Below are 17,219 nucleotides of genomic sequence, written 5' to 3'. Positions count from 1 at the left end.
TTACGCGTCGATTTAGTCGACTAGAAACTGTTACCTCGCCCATTGCGCTAATACACACCGAAGTGATATTAAAACAATGATTGAGCGAAGAGCTCTCCCGCCTTTTGAAATCAGGACTGGATGAGATCTAACTCAGTTGTATGCATGACAAGCTAATCGTGAAATTGCCTTGCTATCAAATTAAGATTGATAACAAGCAATTCAAGTCAAGTAGAGTAGTAAGTACGTCTTTCGTTTGATTGATTTACTAATTAAATATCAGCTTTCCAAATTGTTAAAGAACGTTGGATATTTCATGCTAAAAGCATTACTTTCTTCCTTAGAGTAAAAAACCCTAATCAATGCTTACTCATTCGAGTAAAAATTCATTAGGATTCATGGTCCAACATGACACAAAAACAAGCTTTCTAAGTTGATTCATAACTACCGCTAACTTTAGCGAGTAGAAAAACCGTCAGGAAGCTCCGCTTCCGGTTAAGCGGATTTTTTACGACCACTTGCAAAGCAAGTGAAGGTAAATGGTAGGCTTGGGCAGACTTGAACTGCCGACCTCACCCTTATCAGGGGTGCGCTCTAACCAGCTGAGCTACAAGCCTGTAGTGGTGGAGCTAAGCAGGATCGAACTGCTGACCTCCTGCGTGCAAGGCAGGCGCTCTCCCAGCTGAGCTATAGCCCCATTTTCTGTATAACTACAAAAAACTTCGTGTCGTTCTTCATTTAATAACAAAACAATCTGTGTAGGCACTACACTAACAATGTCACCATCGACATGGTAAGGAGGTGATCCAACCCCAGGTTCCCCTAGGGTTACCTTGTTACGACTTCACCCCAGTCATGAAACACAAAGTGGTAATCGTTCTCCCGAAGGTTAAACTAACTACTTCTTTTGCATCCCACTCCCATGGTGTGACGGGCGGTGTGTACAAGGCCCGGGAACGTATTCACCGCAGTATTCTGACCTGCGATTACTAGCGATTCCGACTTCATGGAGTCGAGTTGCAGACTCCAATCCGGACTACGACATACTTTAAGGGGTCCGCTCCACATCACTGTCTCGCATCCCTCTGTATATGCCATTGTAGCACGTGTGTAGCCCTACACGTAAGGGCCATGATGACTTGACGTCGTCCCCACCTTCCTCCGGTTTGTCACCGGCAGTCTCCTTAGAGTGCCCAACTAAATGCTGGCAACTAAGGACAAGGGTTGCGCTCGTTGCGGGACTTAACCCAACATCTCACGACACGAGCTGACGACAGCCATGCAGCACCTGTGTTTGAGTTCCCGAAGGCACGAAACCATCTCTGGTAACTTCTCAACATGTCAAGTGTAGGTAAGGTTCTTCGCGTTGCATCGAATTAAACCACATGCTCCACCGCTTGTGCGGGCCCCCGTCAATTCATTTGAGTTTTAACCTTGCGGCCGTACTCCCCAGGCGGTCTACTTATCGCGTTAGCTTCGCTACTCACGACTTAAAGTCACAAACAGCTAGTAGACAGCGTTTACGGTGTGGACTACCAGGGTATCTAATCCTGTTCGCTACCCACACTTTCGCACATGAGCGTCAGTCTTTGGCCAGGGAGTCGCCTTCGCCACTGATGTTCCTCCAGATATCTACGCATTTCACCGCTACACCTGGAATTCCACTCCCCTCTCCAAGACTCTAGTCTGCCAGTTCTAAATGACCGTCCCAGGTTGAGCCCGGGGCTTTCACATCTAGCTTAACAAACCGCCTGCGTGCGCTTTACGCCCAGTAATTCCGATTAACGCTCGCACCCTCCGTATTACCGCGGCTGCTGGCACGGAGTTAGCCGGTGCTTCTTCTGTTGTTAACGTCACGGCTAGCAGGTATTAACTACTAACTTTTCCTCACAACTGAAAGTGCTTTACAACCCGAAGGCCTTCTTCACACACGCGGCATGGCTGCATCAGGGTTTCCCCCATTGTGCAATATTCCCCACTGCTGCCTCCCGTAGGAGTCTGGGCCGTGTCTCAGTCCCAGTGTGGCTGATCTTCCTCTCAGAACAGCTAGAGATCGTTGCCTTGGTGAGCCTTTACCTCACCAACTAGCTAATCTCACTTGGGCCTCTCTTTGCGCCGGAGCCGAAGCCCCGTTTGGTCCGAAGACATTATGCGGTATTAGCAGTCGTTTCCAACTGTTATCCCCCTCGCAAAGGCAAGTTCCCAAGCATTACTCACCCGTCCGCCACTCGACATCATCTAGCAAGCTAGACATGTTTCCGTTCGACTTGCATGTGTTAGGCCTGCCGCCAGCGTTCAATCTGAGCCATGATCAAACTCTTCAATTAAATAAATATATCGAATATGAATCGTCGTTGTGTGACACTCTTAATGAGTGCCCACACAGATTGTCTTGTTATAAATTGTTAAAGAACTATCGTGCAAAAATCATAATGCGAAGCATTCTGTTTTTGCGCAAGGAGGACTAACACTACATATAGTTGCTTAGACTTCCTCACCTCACCCGAACGGCCGTTGCCTTTTCGATGAGCGCTTCTCTTCGAAGCGGATGCGCATTCTACGCGTTTCGTTTTCACTTATTTTCTAAAACAGTCAGATAAGCTATGGCGTGAAATCTGTAGCTTAGCCTATTAGTTACCCGTAATTTTATACTAGGTGATTTACTATGAAGCATGTAAGGGCATTTGTTTTACCCTGATGTCATTAGCAGCAGATCATCTTTATTCAGATCTTCATCTTACCCTCTTTCTTTCCGAGAAGTCGCAGTAGCCTTTTACTGATTTCTAATAAGATCTTAATGACTGACATTGGTAACGGGCTTATAGATAGGCGTTCATTGATAAGTGCTAATTTACGAACGTAGTGCTAACTAGCACTTCTTTCACGCATAAAAAAAGGGCTATCCGTTAGGATAGCCCTTTCTTCGAATGGTGATCAAACTCTTCAATTAAATATATCGAATATGAATCGTCGTTGTGTGACACTCTTAATGAGTGCCCACACAGATTGTCTTGTCTAAATTGTTAAAGAACATAGTGCAGAATCGCGACGCTGTTTGTCGTGACTTCTGCGCAAGGAGGACCAACATTACTCTCAGTTGATTCATTTTCCTTGCTAGCGGACAACCTTGGTTGTCGCAATTCACTAGAAGCCGTTGCCTCTTCGTGACTCACTCTGCTTGAGCGAGGTGCGTATTATACGCTTGAAGTTTTCAGTGTCAACACTTTTTGAATTTTTATTTTCTGAAGTGTTTTCTTTAAAACCCCGTCACACTTGGCCTTAAAGGTAAGTAGTGACTTGCTTTGTCAGTGTAAGTTATTTCACTTTCCTGTCGAAGCGGATGCGCATTCTAGAGATTTCTGAGCCTGCGTCAACCTCTGATTTAAAAAAAGTGTCACATTTCGTTTAACTGCTTAAAATACCAACCACACAGCCTATAAATCACACATAAATACGGATTTTTGCCAATTAACTATTACGTCCATTGCCTACTTTTACTCAAACAGTGGTGGAATAAGGTTGGTTCTTTCCCCCTGTTCTCTGTTTTAATGCAATCACTATTGGTGAATTTATGTATAAAGGTGCAATTTTGACAATTAGAACCTATCAATCAACTTCTCCCACACTCGGTGATCGCTGTTATATAGATGAGTCTGCCGTTATCGTTGGCGACGTTACCCTAGGCGACGATGCCAGTATCTGGCCATTGGTCGCTGCCCGTGGAGATGTAAATTATATTTCGATTGGTGCACGCAGCAATATTCAAGATGGCAGTGTGTTACATGTATCTCGTAAATCTGTGTCCAACCCAGACGGTTTTCCACTCATTATTGGTGACGATGTTACTGTGGGCCATAAATGTATGCTTCATGGCTGTGTGCTTGGAAATCGTATTTTGGTAGGGATGGGCGCTATTGTTATGGACGGTGTTATTGTGGAGGACGATGTCTTTATTGGAGCCGGTGCATTAATACCACCGAATAAGCGACTTGAAAGTGGTTACTTATATGTAGGGAACCCTGCCGTTAAGAAACGCCCATTAAAAGAAAGCGAGACAGCCTTCCTTAAACAATCAGCATTGAACTACGTAAAACTAAAAGATGAATATAGAGAAGAGCAGGCTTAACAGCCTGCTTATTCATATCAGTCTCGATTACTTTGCTTTTAACTGGCTACGTAATACATCAATTACCGCACTGGTCTGTGGTTTGTAACCTGTCCATATCGTAAATGATGCAGCAGCCTGTTCCACCAGCATACCCAAACCATCAAGTACCCGTGAAGCACCTAACGATAATGCTTGCTGCATAAAATAAGTAGGCTCTGCACGATAAACCATGTCATACGCTGTTTCACATTCTGCAAATAACGTAGGGCTCATATCAAAAGGCAGTGTTTCACTCAAACTGGCGGCTGTTGAATTGATAATAATATGTGGGGCTACTGTATCGCAGTCTTCTATACCAACAACCTTAACCTTTCCTCCGCCCGTTTCACTTGCCACTATTTCTGCTTTAGCCTTTGTCCTGTTAGTAAGATGTAACGACGCTATGCCTGAAGCAATAAGTGGCGCTATCACGCCTCTTGCTGCTCCACCTGCACCTATTAATAGCACACGTTTATTTTTTAGCTGTACGCCGTGGTTAAGTAAATCATTCACCAGTCCCACCCCGTCGGTATTAAAACCTGCAACAGTGCCATCGCTGCGCTTCATTAAGGTGTTAACTGCTTTTGCGTCTAACGCAGCCTGGTCGTCTACGTTAGCAAGGGCAAAGGCATCTTGTTTAAACGGCATAGTAACGTTACAACCTATAGCGTCTGGTTGCGCTAGGAATGCCTTCGCTTCAGGCGTAAAACCATCTTCTGGCGCAAGGATCTTTTCGTAACTAATTTGCTCGCCACATTGCTTAGCGAACATTTCATGAATAGTTGGTGATAGACTCTGAACAATAGGGTTACCGAAAACGGCAAACTTTTTCATTGGATTATTAATAAGGCTGTCTGTCATGGGAATGTCTAACTTCTTTAAATCGATACGAAAGGAAAAACCTGCTGTGTCAGAGACTACACCATATTACCGTATAGGTGGAGAAGATAAGGTACGCCTTTTGGCAAACCGCTTTTATGATGTTATGCGTGATGATCCTATTGCGAAGGAGCTTTACGCCATTCATCCTCAGCCAACAGATAGAATTAGAGAAGTGTTTTTTCTTTATTTAAGTTTGTGGTTAGGCGGACCTGACACCTATCAGCAACAATATGGTCACCCAAGGTTACGTTCACGGCATCTTTCTTTTAGTGTTACACCTGAATTAAAAGACCAGTGGATGTATTGTATGCGCAAAGCCATGCACGAGACTGTTGATGACCTCCCCCTCGCACAGCAACTTCTTAATGCACTCGATCAACTTGCCGAGCATATGATTAATAGTAAATAAAAAAGCGCTCCGTAAAACACGGAACGCTTTAGATTACGATATAAGGTTTTACGCCTTGCTAAGCTGCTTATTTAAGGCAACTTACCTTATTAAACGAACCTTAGAATGTGTAACCTACTGACAAGGTATAAACCCAAGGGTCGATGTCAATATCGTTTACGCTACCTTCTGCACCACCTACGGTAAATGACGCCTCGGTATTAATATCGATGTAACGTACTGACGCATTTACATGCCACTCTTTATCTATTTGATAATCCATCCCTACTTGTGCAGAAATGCCTACAGAGTTATCTAAAGATAAATCATCAAGCCCTGCTTCCTTATTTGCAGCAGTAAATGATTCATCAAAGATAAAGGTATAGTTTAAACCCGCACCAATATATGGCTGAAACGCTGAGTTTGCGTCGTTGAAGTAGTAGTTAACGGTAATAGTAGGGGGTAAGTGCGTGACCTCTCCCAATGTGTTACCTGTACCTAGTGGATCGCTTACCGAAAAATTCACGTCGTGAGTAAACGGTGTTGCGGCCAATAATTCAACATTGATATTGTCGGTAATGAAATAGGCAACGTTTAATCCCAACTGGGTATCGTTATCGATAGTCAGTGCTACACCTAAATCGCTACCACCTGCAATGATGTTTGAGGTTGACTCGTCGGGCGCTACTGTTGTTAATCCGCCACGAACTAACCAGTCACCCTTTTCATGAGCTGAAGCAAAAGGGGCGGCAAGCGCTAAAGAAATACATATGGCTGAAAGTGTGTGTGTACGCATTGTGTGTCTCTCATGTGTTTAATGATAATGACGACACTGTATACGTTTAAAAAGAAAATCCTTTGATCCAGCGCAAGGTGCAATATCTCTATATACCTTGGTAATGAGGGAATTTGATGTGGATCAAAGGAATTGCACCACAGGGTATTCCCATGGTGCAAAATATTACCAGTTTGTAGGCTGAAGCCAGTCGGTTAGCTTTGCTTCTGCGCTCCCCGGCGCCGGAGTATAGCAATACTCCCATCGGGCAAGTGGTGGCATAGACATTAAGATTGATTCAGTTCTGCCTCCAGTTTGTAATCCAAACAAGGTGCCTCTATCGAATACTAAGTTAAACTCTACATAGCGACCACGGCGATATAGCTGAAAGTCACGCTCTCTTTCGCCGTACGACGTACTCTTGCGCTTTTCTACAATAGGTACATAAGCATCAACGAAACCATTTCCTACCGCCTGCATAAAGTTGAATGACGTTTCAAACCCCCAATCGTTTAAATCGTCAAAGAACAAGCCACCTACACCGCGGGTTTCATTTCGATGCTTTAAGAAGAAATAGTCATCACACCATTTCTTATATTTTCCATACACGTTTTCACCAAAGGGGGCGCATAATTTCTTAGCGGTATTGTGCCAATGTAGTACGTCGTCTTTAAAGGGGTAAAACGGGGTTAAATCGAACCCACCGCCAAACCACCAAATAGGTGCTTCACCTTCTTTTTCGGCGATAAAAAAGCGCACATTCGCATGAGATGTAGGAATATAAGGGTTATGTGGGTGAATAACCAACGAGACCCCCATGGCTTGAAAGTTTCTACCGGCCAGTTCTGGGCGGTTAGCCGTAGCTGACGCAGGCATTTGGCTACCAAACACGTGAGAAAAGTTCACCCCACCTTGCTCTATCACTGCACCGTTTTTGATAACACGAGAACGACCACCACCGCCTTCTTCGCGAACCCACGAATCTTCTTTGAACTGCCCTTTACCATCGGCGAGCTCAAGGGTTTGGCAAATGTTGTCCTGTAATGACAGTAAGTACGCTTTAACTTGTTCTATCACTTCAGCGGCGTCTTTACCGTCTAACTGTTGGTTTACGTGTTGGGGGTCAATCATGATCTTATTATCTCTCCGGTATCGCCGTCACGGATGGTACTGGGTTTAGCGTGGCCACCTACTTCCCCATCAACATAGAAAACACTATCACCAAATATATCGGTTGCTTCCTGCTGGGTTATTGCGGGTTGTTGGCCAGTTAGGTTGGCACTTGTAGATACCAGCGGCTTTCCTAGCTTTTCACATAAAGCTTTAACCACTGGGTGGTTACTTACTCGAACCGCTATTTTTTCATGCTTGCCGGTTAACCATAGTGGGGCCGACGCCGACTTAGGTAGCAACCAAGTATTTGGCCCAGGCCAACTGGACACAATTTCAGTACGTTTGTGCTGAAGTATGGCTTCATCATTTATATAGGGTAATAGCTGAGAATAGTTAGCAGCAATTAAGATTACCCCTTTTTCTATAGGGCGCTGCTTCAATGCTAAAAGCGACATTACAGCCGCTTCATTATCTGGGTCACAGCCTATGCCCATAACTGCTTCGGTAGGGTAAACCAATAGGTCACCATTTTTAAACGCGGTGACAATTGGATCGCTAGTGCCTATTTGCCCCTTGGTCGGGATACTCATTAATGCTTTTCTCTATAGGTGTTATTTATCGTCTTTTTTAAAGCCACACCCTGGCTGAGGGCAACAAATTTGGCCTTTCTTTTTTATCAGAACGGTCCAGCCACAATCGGGGCATGCTTCATTTACTGGCGTGAAATTTAGCACATAACGACAATGGGGATAATGATCACACGCAAAAAACTGCTTACCGTATTTATTGGTACGTGATGTAAGTTGCCCTTTTTTACACTTGGGGCAAATAACATGGGTGTCTTCTTGCTGTTTAATTGGTGAGATATAATGACATTCAGGAAAATTGGTACAGCCTATAAACATACCAAAGCGACCTTTTTTGATAGCCAAGGTAGAATCACATTCTGGACAGCTAACGCCATCAAGTACTTTTAATAAGGTGGTTTGTTTATCGTGTAATGGCTTGCTGAAATGACAGTCTGGGTAACCTGTGCAGCCAATAAAAGGGCCTGATTTGCTGTTTTTTATATGCAGTGGTTTACCGCAATCGGGGCAATCACCGAAAGCGTCTTCTAAGGCATGTTCGTGCGCAGAGAAAAGTGAATGATCAATTTTTGACATAAACTAGCACGACATGATGCACATTAGTGCAACACGCCGTCAGGTTCATCAAATAATAAATCTTCCATTTGTGCATAGGCTTTTTCTTTACCTGGTACATTAAACAGTACCATGAGCACTACCCACTTTAGGTCTTCTAAACAAAATTCAGAAGAGTCTATTTCCATTACTCTGTCTATTACCATTTCTCGGGTTGACGCATCTACCACACCTACTTGCTCTAAAAATAGCAAGAAGCCACGGCACTCCACGTCTAATCGCATTTGCTCTTCATGTGTGTAAATACGACTAAGGCTGGTACTAATCCCTTTACAAAAATAAGGCTTAATATCTGTTTCTTGCAAAGCCGCTAGCTTTTCAAGCCACGCTAATGCTTTGTAGATTTCATCATGATGGAAACCCGCGCGTACCAACTCCTCGGTAAGCTCGTCTTGATCGACTCGAATTTCAGTTTCACTGTGAATGAAGTTTTCAAACAGGTACATGAGGATATCGAACATATTATTTTCCCCTCAATTTAATGTAGCCACCAGGGACAGCGGCTACTAAACCACGCAACTCATATTCTAATAATGATGCCATAACCTCATTAACAGGAGAGGTACAGCGCTGCGCTATAACATCAATAGCGGTGATGTCGTAATCCACACTATCTAATAATTTATCGGTTGCCAAGTTATTCACTTCACTTTTTTTACTTAACGCTTCACTCTGGCATTCTCTCTCACCAGCAGACACTATAATTTCATCGAAAATGTCATCAACACAGGTAACCAGCTTAGCGCCTTGCTGAATTAACCAATGACAGCCTTCGGAGTAAGCATGGAAGATACTTCCAGGAACTGCAAATACTTCACGCCCCATATCTGCGGCCAAATTCGCAGTTATCAAGGTGCCACTCTTTATTTTTGCCTCTATTACTAAGGTTCCAAGTGACATAGCCGCAATTATTCGGTTTCTCCTGGGAAAATGCCAAGGCTTAGCAGATACACCTGGAAAGAACTCGGTGATACAGGCTCCCCCTGCGTTCACTATGTCACGGTGTAGCGATACGTTTTTAGGGGGGTAGACAATATCAGGGCCCGTTCCCATTACCGCTATCGTGCCACCCTCGCACGCCAACCCACCTGTATGGGCAGCTGAATCTATTCCTGCAGCCAGCCCGCTGGTTACGGCTACCCCATTAGTTGCTAGTGCTTCAGCAAATTCAGTAGCAATTTGCTTACCTTGATGGCTAGCTCGCCTACTCCCTACTATCGCTATTTGGGGCATCACCAAGGTATTAATATTACCTATAACGAATAGCACCAGTGGTGGGTTTGGCAGGGTTTTTAATAGTTCAGGGTAATGGGCACACCCTAGGGTAACGATATGATGCTTTGCATGTGAAGCGTGCCAGTGTTTCGCTTTTTCAAGTAAGTTGAGAGATATTGATTGTGTAAGGGTATGAAGAACACCCGAGGTGAAAGCAGTTTTGTGAAAAGCATCGAGTAATGCTACTTCACTAAGAGAGTGTGCTTCAAGCGCCTTGAGCCACTTCCCTGTAGCGATATTTATTGCTGACGCCATTGTCACCCACGCCATCTGTTCTTTGCTTAAGGTTTTATCCAATACTTGAACAGAATCACTACTTGCTTCATGTGGTTGGGAAGTTGTCATTGCCGCTCCTAAATAATAAGCGGCAATAACGTATTAGGGTTTTGCCACAATGAAGCCGCGTCTTACGCCTTCTTTTGCTCGAGTTATAATGCCGTAGCTAGCTGAATCAAAAGTTTTAAACACAATGACTTCACCAATTTTAAGTGCAGGTTGCTGTACTTTATCGGTAAAAAGCCCGTTTCCTTTTATAACATCACGATTGCTTGCGTATTGGGGTTCTTCGCCATCTATAATGTCAGGCCCACCAGCGTAGATGCCCATTACGGTGCCAGCTGTTAGCTCACGTGCGCCTAAATCTAAAACCACAACATCGTAACGGCCGAGTAAGTCGTGATCGTGTAAATCGCCAATTACAAATCCTCGTTGTGATGTTGCTTCTTGCAGAACTAAATCATCGTCTAACGTAAAGTTACCCGTAAGTAGCTTATCTCCACGTTTTGCTTCTTGATTTGAATCTGAAAGCTTCACCATTCTAGCGTTTGGCAATGACACGTCATTCTCTAAGCTAGCTTTCGCTACATGGGTAAGTTGCACACCAAGCACCTTACCCTGCATATTGCGTATAATAGATTGCTTTCTTACCACCTGATACTGATCCTCAGTGCGGTTTTCTTTTTGGCTTACCACTAGGTCGTTAGACACAAAACTCACATTACCATCGTGATTACCTAATAAATGAGGAAGTAATTCATACTCTTCCTCAGATACCAGCGTGTGTTGTTTTATATAAGGGGCTAATACCGACCATGATAGGGTCTCTATAGGTGTACTCTTCACTCTTCGGGTAGAACCAGGCGAAAGCACTAGGGTTGGCTTATCTCGATTTATCGAAAATACGGGTTCACCATTTATATAAGACACCGAGATAACATCACCGGGGTAAATTAAATGCGGGTTATCTATTTGGGTGTTGTGACGCCAAAGTTCAGGCCACAGCCATGGCTGATTTAAAAAAAGATTAGCGATGCCCCATAAGGTATCACCTTGTTGAACTGTGTAAGTATCTGGCGCGGATTCTTTTAGCGGTTTGGCCATTGCTGAAAATGCGGCAAAACACGCCACTACCAATACCATTGCACGTGTTACATTCTTCAATCGATTTTTCAAATTAACCTTCCGCAATTTTTCCACTGCCATTTACTGTTGAAATTTCAGACAATACTACTATATCGATATTGTGCCCCAATACTGTGGCGCGGCAGCAAAAAACTGCACGATATAACTCGATATACGTTAGAATAGTAACTCAAAAGGCACTGTAAAGGGTGCGAGCGACTAGATCGTATATGAATTTATACAGCGAAAAGGTTAAATAAGCGACACATGGCAATTTTAGACGTATTAAGTTTTCCCGATGAGCGACTTCGTACCGTAGCAAAACCGGTAGAAGAAGTGAATGACGACATTAAACAATTGGTTTCAGATATGTTTGAAACCATGAAAGACGAGAATGGAATTGGTTTGGCTGCTACTCAAGTCGACAGACATGTTCAAGTTGTTGTAATGAACGTAGCGGAAGATCAAGACGAGCCTCGTGTTTTTATCAACCCGGAAATCACCAAAAAAGACGGCAGCACTATTAGTGAAGAAGGTTGTCTTTCGGTTCCAGGCAACTACGCAAAAGTTGAGCGCGCAGAAGAAATTACGGTAAAAGCACTGAATGAAAATGGTGAAGCATTTGAGTTGGAAGCAGACGGTCTATTGGCTATTTGTATTCAGCACGAATTGGATCATCTCAAAGGCAAACTGTTTATTGATTACTTGTCTCCGCTTAAACGCCAGCGTATTCGTAAAAAGCTTGAAAAAGAAGCACGTTTAGCTGCACGCGACTGAGGTTAGTTTTGATAAAACCATTACGCATCATTTTTGCCGGCACACCGGATTTTGCTGCTCAGCATCTGAGTGCTTTATTATCTAGCACTCATGAAGTTGTTGCGGTGTACACCCAACCAGACCGTCCTGCTGGACGAGGCAAAAAACTTACACCAAGCCCCGTAAAAGTACTTGCTCAAGAACATGAGATTCCAGTTTATCAGCCAGCCAGCTTAAAGAATGACGAAGCGCAGAAAATATTGGCAGACATTAAAGCCGATTTAATGATTGTGGTTGCCTATGGGTTAATTTTACCTAAGTCTGTACTTGATGCTCCCCAATTAGGCTGTCTGAATGTGCATGGCTCAATTTTGCCTAAATGGCGTGGTGCTGCACCTATCCAACGGTCGATATGGGCTGGCGATAGTGAGACTGGCGTTACAATCATGCAGATGGATGAAGGGCTAGATACCGGCGACATGTTGCATATAGCCACCTTGCCTATTAGCGAAAGCGATACCAGTGCGTCGCTTTACGAGAAGCTAGCAGAACTTGGTCCTACTGCATTATTAGATGTAGTAAACAGTATCGACACCCTATCACCTGTGAAGCAAGATGATAGCGAAGCAACTTACGCCAAAAAGCTTTCCAAAGAAGAAGCTTTTATTAATTGGCACGATAGCGCAGCGCAAATTGCACGAAACGTGCGCGCCTTTAATCCATGGCCTGTAGCTTGGACTAAAATTGAATCGCAAAATATTAAAATTTGGTCGGTGGATGTGGTTGATGGCCTACCGACTTCACATGCCCCAGGTACTATCATTCAAGCTGACAAGCACGGCATTGTGGTAGCTACGGGCTCAAGTGCCCTACGAATCAACACCCTGCAAATACCTGGGAAAAAAGCATTGCCCGCTGCAGATGTCGTTAATGCTCGCAAAGACTGGTTCGCACCAGGTAACTGCATTGCCAGTACGGAAGAATAGTGAAACCCACTCCATTACCGAAACAAAAAAACCTTCGTGCCGATTGTGCATGGGTGATATATCAAATTCTAGAACAAGGTAAATCGTCAAGAGACTGCCTAGAGCGGGTTCAACGTCGTCATCACCCTAGAGACAATGCGTGGATTCAAGAAATGTCTTTGGGCGTCATGCGTAAACTTCCCATTTTGCAGCATTGGTTACGAGAGTTACTCGACCGCCCTTTAAAGGGGAATAAGAAGGTAATAGAGCACCTTATTCTGTTGGGGTTATACCAGTTAGCGTTTTCTCGTGTAAGTCAACATGCTGCGGTGGGCGAAACCGTTAATGCCTCGCCTTACTTAGGCGGCACAGCATTAAAAGGGTTAGTGAACGCTGTACTGCGCAACTTCATGCGTCAAGAACTGATTAACAAGCCTATCGATAATCCCATTATTGCCAGTGGGTTACCTAAGTGGTTATTTAAGGCACTAGAAGATGCCTATGGTCAAGATGCTGATGCCGTGCGAGAAGCTACCAATGCCATGGCGCCAATTTGGCTAAGGGTTAATACCAAACAAATATCTATTAGCGATTACGCTGCTGCATTGGATGCTGCTGAGATTAGCTATTCACTCAGTCCTGCACACCCAGACGCCATCAGACTTGAAGGCCGTGAAGATATTACTGGGCTTCCAGGGTTTGAAAAAGGCCACTTTGCTGTACAAGATGGTGCAGCTCAGCTTGCAGCCCATTATTTGGACGCTCAACCACATGAGCGCGTATTAGATTGTTGCGCGGCACCGGGTGGTAAAACAGGTCATATTATTGAGCGTACTCCCGACTTAGCCTATTGCCTTGCCCTTGATGCTGACGAGAATCGCTTAAAGCGCGTTGAAGAAAACATGGCTCGCCTGCAACATACGCAAACCAATCTGCCGGTTATAAAGCAAGGCGATGCGGCTAAGCCTGATACATGGTGGGATGGGCAACACTTCGACCGAATTTTGCTTGATGCACCCTGCTCTGCCACGGGTGTTATTCGACGCCACCCTGATATTCGCTGGCTAAGAAAGTCGAGTGATATTGATGCACTTGCAGCACTACAAGCTGAAATACTGACTAGCTTATGGCAAACACTCAAGCCCGGTGGCACATTGCTTTACGCCACCTGCTCTATACTGCCACAAGAAAATAGCCAACAGATTAGCGCATTTTTAGAACGTAATGCAGATGCCACATTAGTACCTGTTATAAAAACGGAAACTCCGAGTAACCCTGGTAGACAAATCCTACCTGGTGAGCAACAAATGGATGGTTTCTACTATGCGAGACTGGTAAAGTCGTTGAGCAAATAAAAGCAATAAGGCACATAAACACCGATGAAAATCATCATTTTAGGCGCAGGTCAGGTTGGCGGAACACTTGCTGAAAACCTTGTAGGAGAGAAGAACGATATTACCGTTATCGATTCTGATCCTAATACCTTACGTGCGCTTCAAGACCGATTAGATTTACAGGTGGTTAATGGGGTGGGTTCTCACCCTGACGTATTACGAAAAGCCGGTGCAGAAGATGCCGACATGCTTATCGCTGTAACGAACAGTGATGAAAGTAATATGCTTGCGTGCCAAGTGGCTTTTAGTTTATTTAAAACCCCGACCAAGATTGCTCGCGTTCGCTCAGAACAATACATTATTTACCAAGAACAACTCTATAAACAGCAGGACATTCCTGTAGACCATATCATTGCCCCTGAACAGTTAGTGACTAAAGCCATTAAACGGCTTATAGACTACCCTGGCGCCTTGCAGGTTGTTGAATTTGCTGACGGTAAAGCCAGCTTAGTGGCGGTAAAAGCGTATTATGGTGGTTTACTGGTAGGTCATGCGTTATCCGCGCTAAAAGACCACATGCCCAATGTGGAAACCCGGGTGGCAGCAATATATCGCCGTGGTCGCCCTATTCGACCGCTGGGTACTACGGTTATAGAAGCCGATGATGAAGTATTCTTTATTGCTGCAACAAAGCATATTCGTGCGGTAATGAGTGAACTTCAAAAATTAGAGTCTAGCTATAAACGCATTATGATAGCCGGTGGCGGCTTAATTGGCGCAGGGCTAGCGAAAAAACTTGAGCACAAACATAACGTAAAGCTGATCGAGTTTAGTCACGAAAGAGCAAAATACCTTTCTGCCCACTTAGACAAAACTATTGTCTTTAGCGGTGATGCATCAGATCCAGAGTTACTCAGTGAAGAAAATGTCGAGCAAGTCGATGCATTCATTGCGGTAACTAATGATGATGAAGCTAACATTATGTCTGCCATGTTGGCCAAGCGCATGGGCGCACAAAAAGCCATGGTACTGATTCAACGTAGTGCTTATGTAGACTTAGTACAAGGTGGTGAAATAGACATTGCTTTCTCGCCACAGCAAGCAACTATTTCGGCCCTACTTACCCATGTTAGACGCGGAGATATTGTAAACGTATATTCTTTACGCCGTGGTGCTGCAGAGGCAATAGAAGCGATTGCCCATGGCGATGAAAATACCTCTAAGGTTGTGGGTAAAGAAATCGGTAAAATTAAACTGCCTCCTGGTACTACCATAGGCGCGGTAGTAAGAGACGACCAAGTAATCATTGCCCATAGTGATACGCTTATTGAAGCAAATGACCACGTTATTTTGTTCTTAGTCGACAAAAAATATATTGGCGATGTAGAAAAACTGTTCCAACCCAGCGCATTCTTCTTTGGTTAAAAAGAAAGACTCGGTTTGCTTACGCACTTTGGTGATGCGTTGGTAAAAGCACCCAGCAGCTCGCTATCCCACTAGCTTCGCCAGAAAGTAGGAGAGAATAGTACCAGCAAGGAAAAGACTTCCAGTCGCCCAAACACCATTCCCACAACTAAAATCCACTTTCCAGCATCGGTCACACCCGCATAGTTAGATGCAACACTGCCCAATCCAGGACCAAGGTTATTTAACATGGCTGCAGTGGCGGTAAACGCGCTTAAGTTATCTAGCCCTGTGGCGATTAGGCCTATCATTAGTATCACAAACACAACAGCGTAAGCCGAGAAGAAGCCCCATACCGCCTCGACGACTTTATCCGGCATTGCTCGCTCACCTAACTTAACGGAATACACCGCCTTAGGATGAATAAGCCTGTCTACTTCACGCTTACCCTGCAGGAATAACAAACAGACACGAACCACTTTTAACCCGCCCCCCGTAGAGCTAGCACAGCCTCCAATGAAACTTGAAAAGATGAGTAGTATGGGTAAAAACGTAGGCCAAATTGAGAAGTCTGTGGTGGCAAACCCCGCCGTAGTGCTGATTGATACGGCTTGAATCATAGCTTGATCGAGCGCTGTTTCCGCAGAGTCGTAAAACCCAGATAGGGTGAGTACTAAGAAGCACAGCATGATAAGTGTGGCTTGAATAAAGAAAAAAGCTTTAAATTCTGGGTCGTTAAAATAGCCTTTTACCGAACGGGTACTCACTGCTGCGTAATGGAGTGAAAAGTTAAGTGCAGCGATTAATAGAAAGACCGTACAAACCACATTCACCATTGGGCTATTAAAGTAGCCAAGGCTAGCATCGTGGGTAGAGAAGCCCCCAATGGCAACCGTAGAAAACGCATGGCAAATAGCATCAAACATATCCATACCAGCCAACCAGTAAGCGGCAGCGCATGCAATAGTGATAGAAAGATAAATGTACCAAAGGTGTTTAGCCGTATCTGCAATACGGGGGGTCATTTTATTATCTTTAACCGGCCCAGGAGTTTCTGCACGGTATAGCTGCATGCCCCCAACCCCTAAAATAGGCAATATTGCTACGGCGAGTACAATGATACCCATGCCGCCAAGCCATTGTAGTTGTTGTCGATAGAACTGCACCGAATGAGGTAGGAAATCAATGCCTTCAATGACCGTCGCACCGGTTGTAGTTAGCCCTGAGAATGATTCAAAAAAAGCATCAGTGACGGTCATGCTAGGCTGTTCTAGTAACATAAGTGGAATGGCACCCACACTTGCTAGTACCGACCAGAATAGAGCAACAATTAAAAAGCCTTCTCGCGCTCGCAAATCATTTTTTTGCTGTCGGTTTGGGTACCAAAGCACCATACCACCACCCACGCAAATAAAAAACGCAAGGGTAAAGGGCAAACCACTACCGTCTTGATAAATCAGAGATACCACAGCAGGTGGGATCATGGTTACGCTAAATAGCGCAATAAGGAGCCCTAAAATTCGTACAATGGCACGGTAGTGCATGCTTCTTTATGCCTTTCGTTATTAGTAAACTCGCGATTAACAGTTGTCGCGGTT

At 44.5% G+C, this 17,219-nt stretch carries 15 protein-coding genes, 2 tRNA genes and 1 rRNA gene; 6 read left to right on the top strand and 12 right to left on the bottom strand.

The features are described from left to right. Positions 1-519: 519 nt before the first annotated feature. From AVL57_RS00165 to AVL57_RS00155, 3 genes are all read right to left on the bottom strand, one after another. Positions 520-596, bottom strand: a tRNA-Ile gene (locus AVL57_RS00165). Between the two features lie 4 nt (positions 597-600). Then, positions 601-676: transfer RNA gene (locus tag AVL57_RS00160), tRNA-Ala, on the bottom strand. A 97-nt stretch (positions 677-773) separates the two neighbouring features. Continuing rightward, a 16S ribosomal RNA gene (locus tag AVL57_RS00155) occupies positions 774-2,306 on the bottom strand. Between the two features lie 1,262 nt (positions 2,307-3,568). Here AVL57_RS00155 and AVL57_RS00150 point away from each other — a divergent pair. Continuing rightward, positions 3,569-4,105, top strand: a complete 537-nt coding sequence (locus AVL57_RS00150) for a gamma carbonic anhydrase family protein (protein WP_057796490.1) — start codon at positions 3,569-3,571, stop codon at positions 4,103-4,105. Positions 4,106-4,132: 27 nt separating this feature from the next. On the opposite strand, the gene aroE is transcribed toward AVL57_RS00150, so the two are convergent. Then, a complete protein-coding gene (aroE, locus tag AVL57_RS00145; protein WP_057796492.1) occupies positions 4,133-4,960 on the bottom strand; it encodes a shikimate dehydrogenase in 828 nt (275 codons plus the stop codon). Between the two features lie 25 nt (positions 4,961-4,985). Between aroE and AVL57_RS00140 the strand changes: the two genes are divergently transcribed. After that, positions 4,986-5,417: a group II truncated hemoglobin gene (locus AVL57_RS00140; RefSeq protein ID WP_057794997.1), complete on the top strand. Its 432-nt coding sequence runs from the start codon at positions 4,986-4,988 to the stop codon at positions 5,415-5,417. A 100-nt stretch (positions 5,418-5,517) separates the two neighbouring features. Here the strand turns inward: AVL57_RS00140 and AVL57_RS00135 are convergent, their stop codons facing one another. The 7 genes from AVL57_RS00135 to AVL57_RS00105 form a co-directional block, all read right to left on the bottom strand. Next, positions 5,518-6,192, bottom strand: coding sequence for an OmpW family outer membrane protein (locus AVL57_RS00135; protein WP_057794999.1), 675 nt, complete (start codon positions 6,190-6,192; stop codon positions 5,518-5,520). 165 nt (positions 6,193-6,357) lie between these two features. Beyond that, the gene (hemF, locus tag AVL57_RS00130; protein WP_057795000.1) at positions 6,358-7,302 is read right to left on the bottom strand and encodes an oxygen-dependent coproporphyrinogen oxidase; all 945 of its coding nucleotides are present in this window, start codon (positions 7,300-7,302) and stop codon (positions 6,358-6,360) included. Further along, entirely contained in the window at positions 7,299-7,874 is a 576-nt protein-coding gene (gene tsaC / locus AVL57_RS00125; protein ID WP_057795002.1) for an L-threonylcarbamoyladenylate synthase type 1 TsaC, read from the bottom strand. The genes hemF and tsaC overlap by 4 nt, the downstream gene beginning before the upstream one ends. 21 nt (positions 7,875-7,895) lie before the next feature. After that, complete coding sequence (locus AVL57_RS00120) at positions 7,896-8,447, bottom strand: DNA topoisomerase family protein (RefSeq protein ID WP_057795003.1); 552 nt, start codon at positions 8,445-8,447, stop codon at positions 7,896-7,898. 23 nt (positions 8,448-8,470) lie between these two features. Further along, positions 8,471-8,947 (bottom strand): DUF494 family protein, encoded by a 477-nt coding sequence (locus AVL57_RS00115; protein ID WP_013782529.1) that lies wholly within the window; start codon positions 8,945-8,947, stop codon positions 8,471-8,473. A 1-nt stretch (position 8,948) separates the two neighbouring features. Beyond that, positions 8,949-10,106: a DNA-processing protein DprA gene (dprA, locus tag AVL57_RS00110; protein WP_082605006.1), complete on the bottom strand. Its 1,158-nt coding sequence runs from the start codon at positions 10,104-10,106 to the stop codon at positions 8,949-8,951. A gap of 33 nt (positions 10,107-10,139) precedes the next feature. Then, on the bottom strand, positions 10,140-11,213 hold the full coding sequence (locus tag AVL57_RS00105) for a LysM peptidoglycan-binding domain-containing protein (RefSeq protein ID WP_057796496.1): 1,074 nt from the start codon (positions 11,211-11,213) through the stop codon (positions 10,140-10,142). A gap of 216 nt (positions 11,214-11,429) precedes the next feature. On the opposite strand from AVL57_RS00105, the gene def reads away from it, so the two are divergent. The 4 genes from def to trkA are packed head-to-tail and all read left to right on the top strand — an operon-like array spanning position 11,430 to position 15,642. Next, positions 11,430-11,939, top strand: coding sequence for a peptide deformylase (def, locus tag AVL57_RS00100; RefSeq protein WP_013782526.1), 510 nt, complete (start codon positions 11,430-11,432; stop codon positions 11,937-11,939). A gap of 8 nt (positions 11,940-11,947) precedes the next feature. Next, positions 11,948-12,904 (top strand): methionyl-tRNA formyltransferase, encoded by a 957-nt coding sequence (gene fmt / locus AVL57_RS00095; protein ID WP_057795004.1) that lies wholly within the window; start codon positions 11,948-11,950, stop codon positions 12,902-12,904. Next, the gene (gene rsmB, locus AVL57_RS00090) at positions 12,904-14,238 is read left to right on the top strand and encodes a 16S rRNA (cytosine(967)-C(5))-methyltransferase RsmB (RefSeq protein WP_057795006.1); all 1,335 of its coding nucleotides are present in this window, start codon (positions 12,904-12,906) and stop codon (positions 14,236-14,238) included. Before fmt ends, rsmB begins: the two co-directional genes overlap by 1 nt. A 24-nt stretch (positions 14,239-14,262) precedes the next feature. Continuing rightward, positions 14,263-15,642 carry a Trk system potassium transporter TrkA gene (trkA, locus tag AVL57_RS00085; RefSeq protein WP_013782523.1) on the top strand — a complete coding sequence of 460 codons (1,380 nt, stop codon included), beginning with the start codon at positions 14,263-14,265 and terminating at the stop codon, positions 15,640-15,642. A gap of 71 nt (positions 15,643-15,713) precedes the next feature. On the opposite strand, the gene AVL57_RS00080 is transcribed toward trkA, so the two are convergent. Continuing rightward, positions 15,714-17,165, bottom strand: coding sequence for a TrkH family potassium uptake protein (locus AVL57_RS00080; protein WP_057795008.1), 1,452 nt, complete (start codon positions 17,163-17,165; stop codon positions 15,714-15,716). Positions 17,166-17,219: the final 54 nt, after the last annotated feature.

The organism is Alteromonas stellipolaris (assembly GCF_001562115.1).
GTDB classification, from domain to species: Bacteria; Pseudomonadota; Gammaproteobacteria; order Enterobacterales; family Alteromonadaceae; genus Alteromonas; species Alteromonas stellipolaris.
The sequence above is the reverse complement of the archived record's forward strand: the minus strand, read 5'-3'. Positions and strand labels throughout refer to the sequence as shown.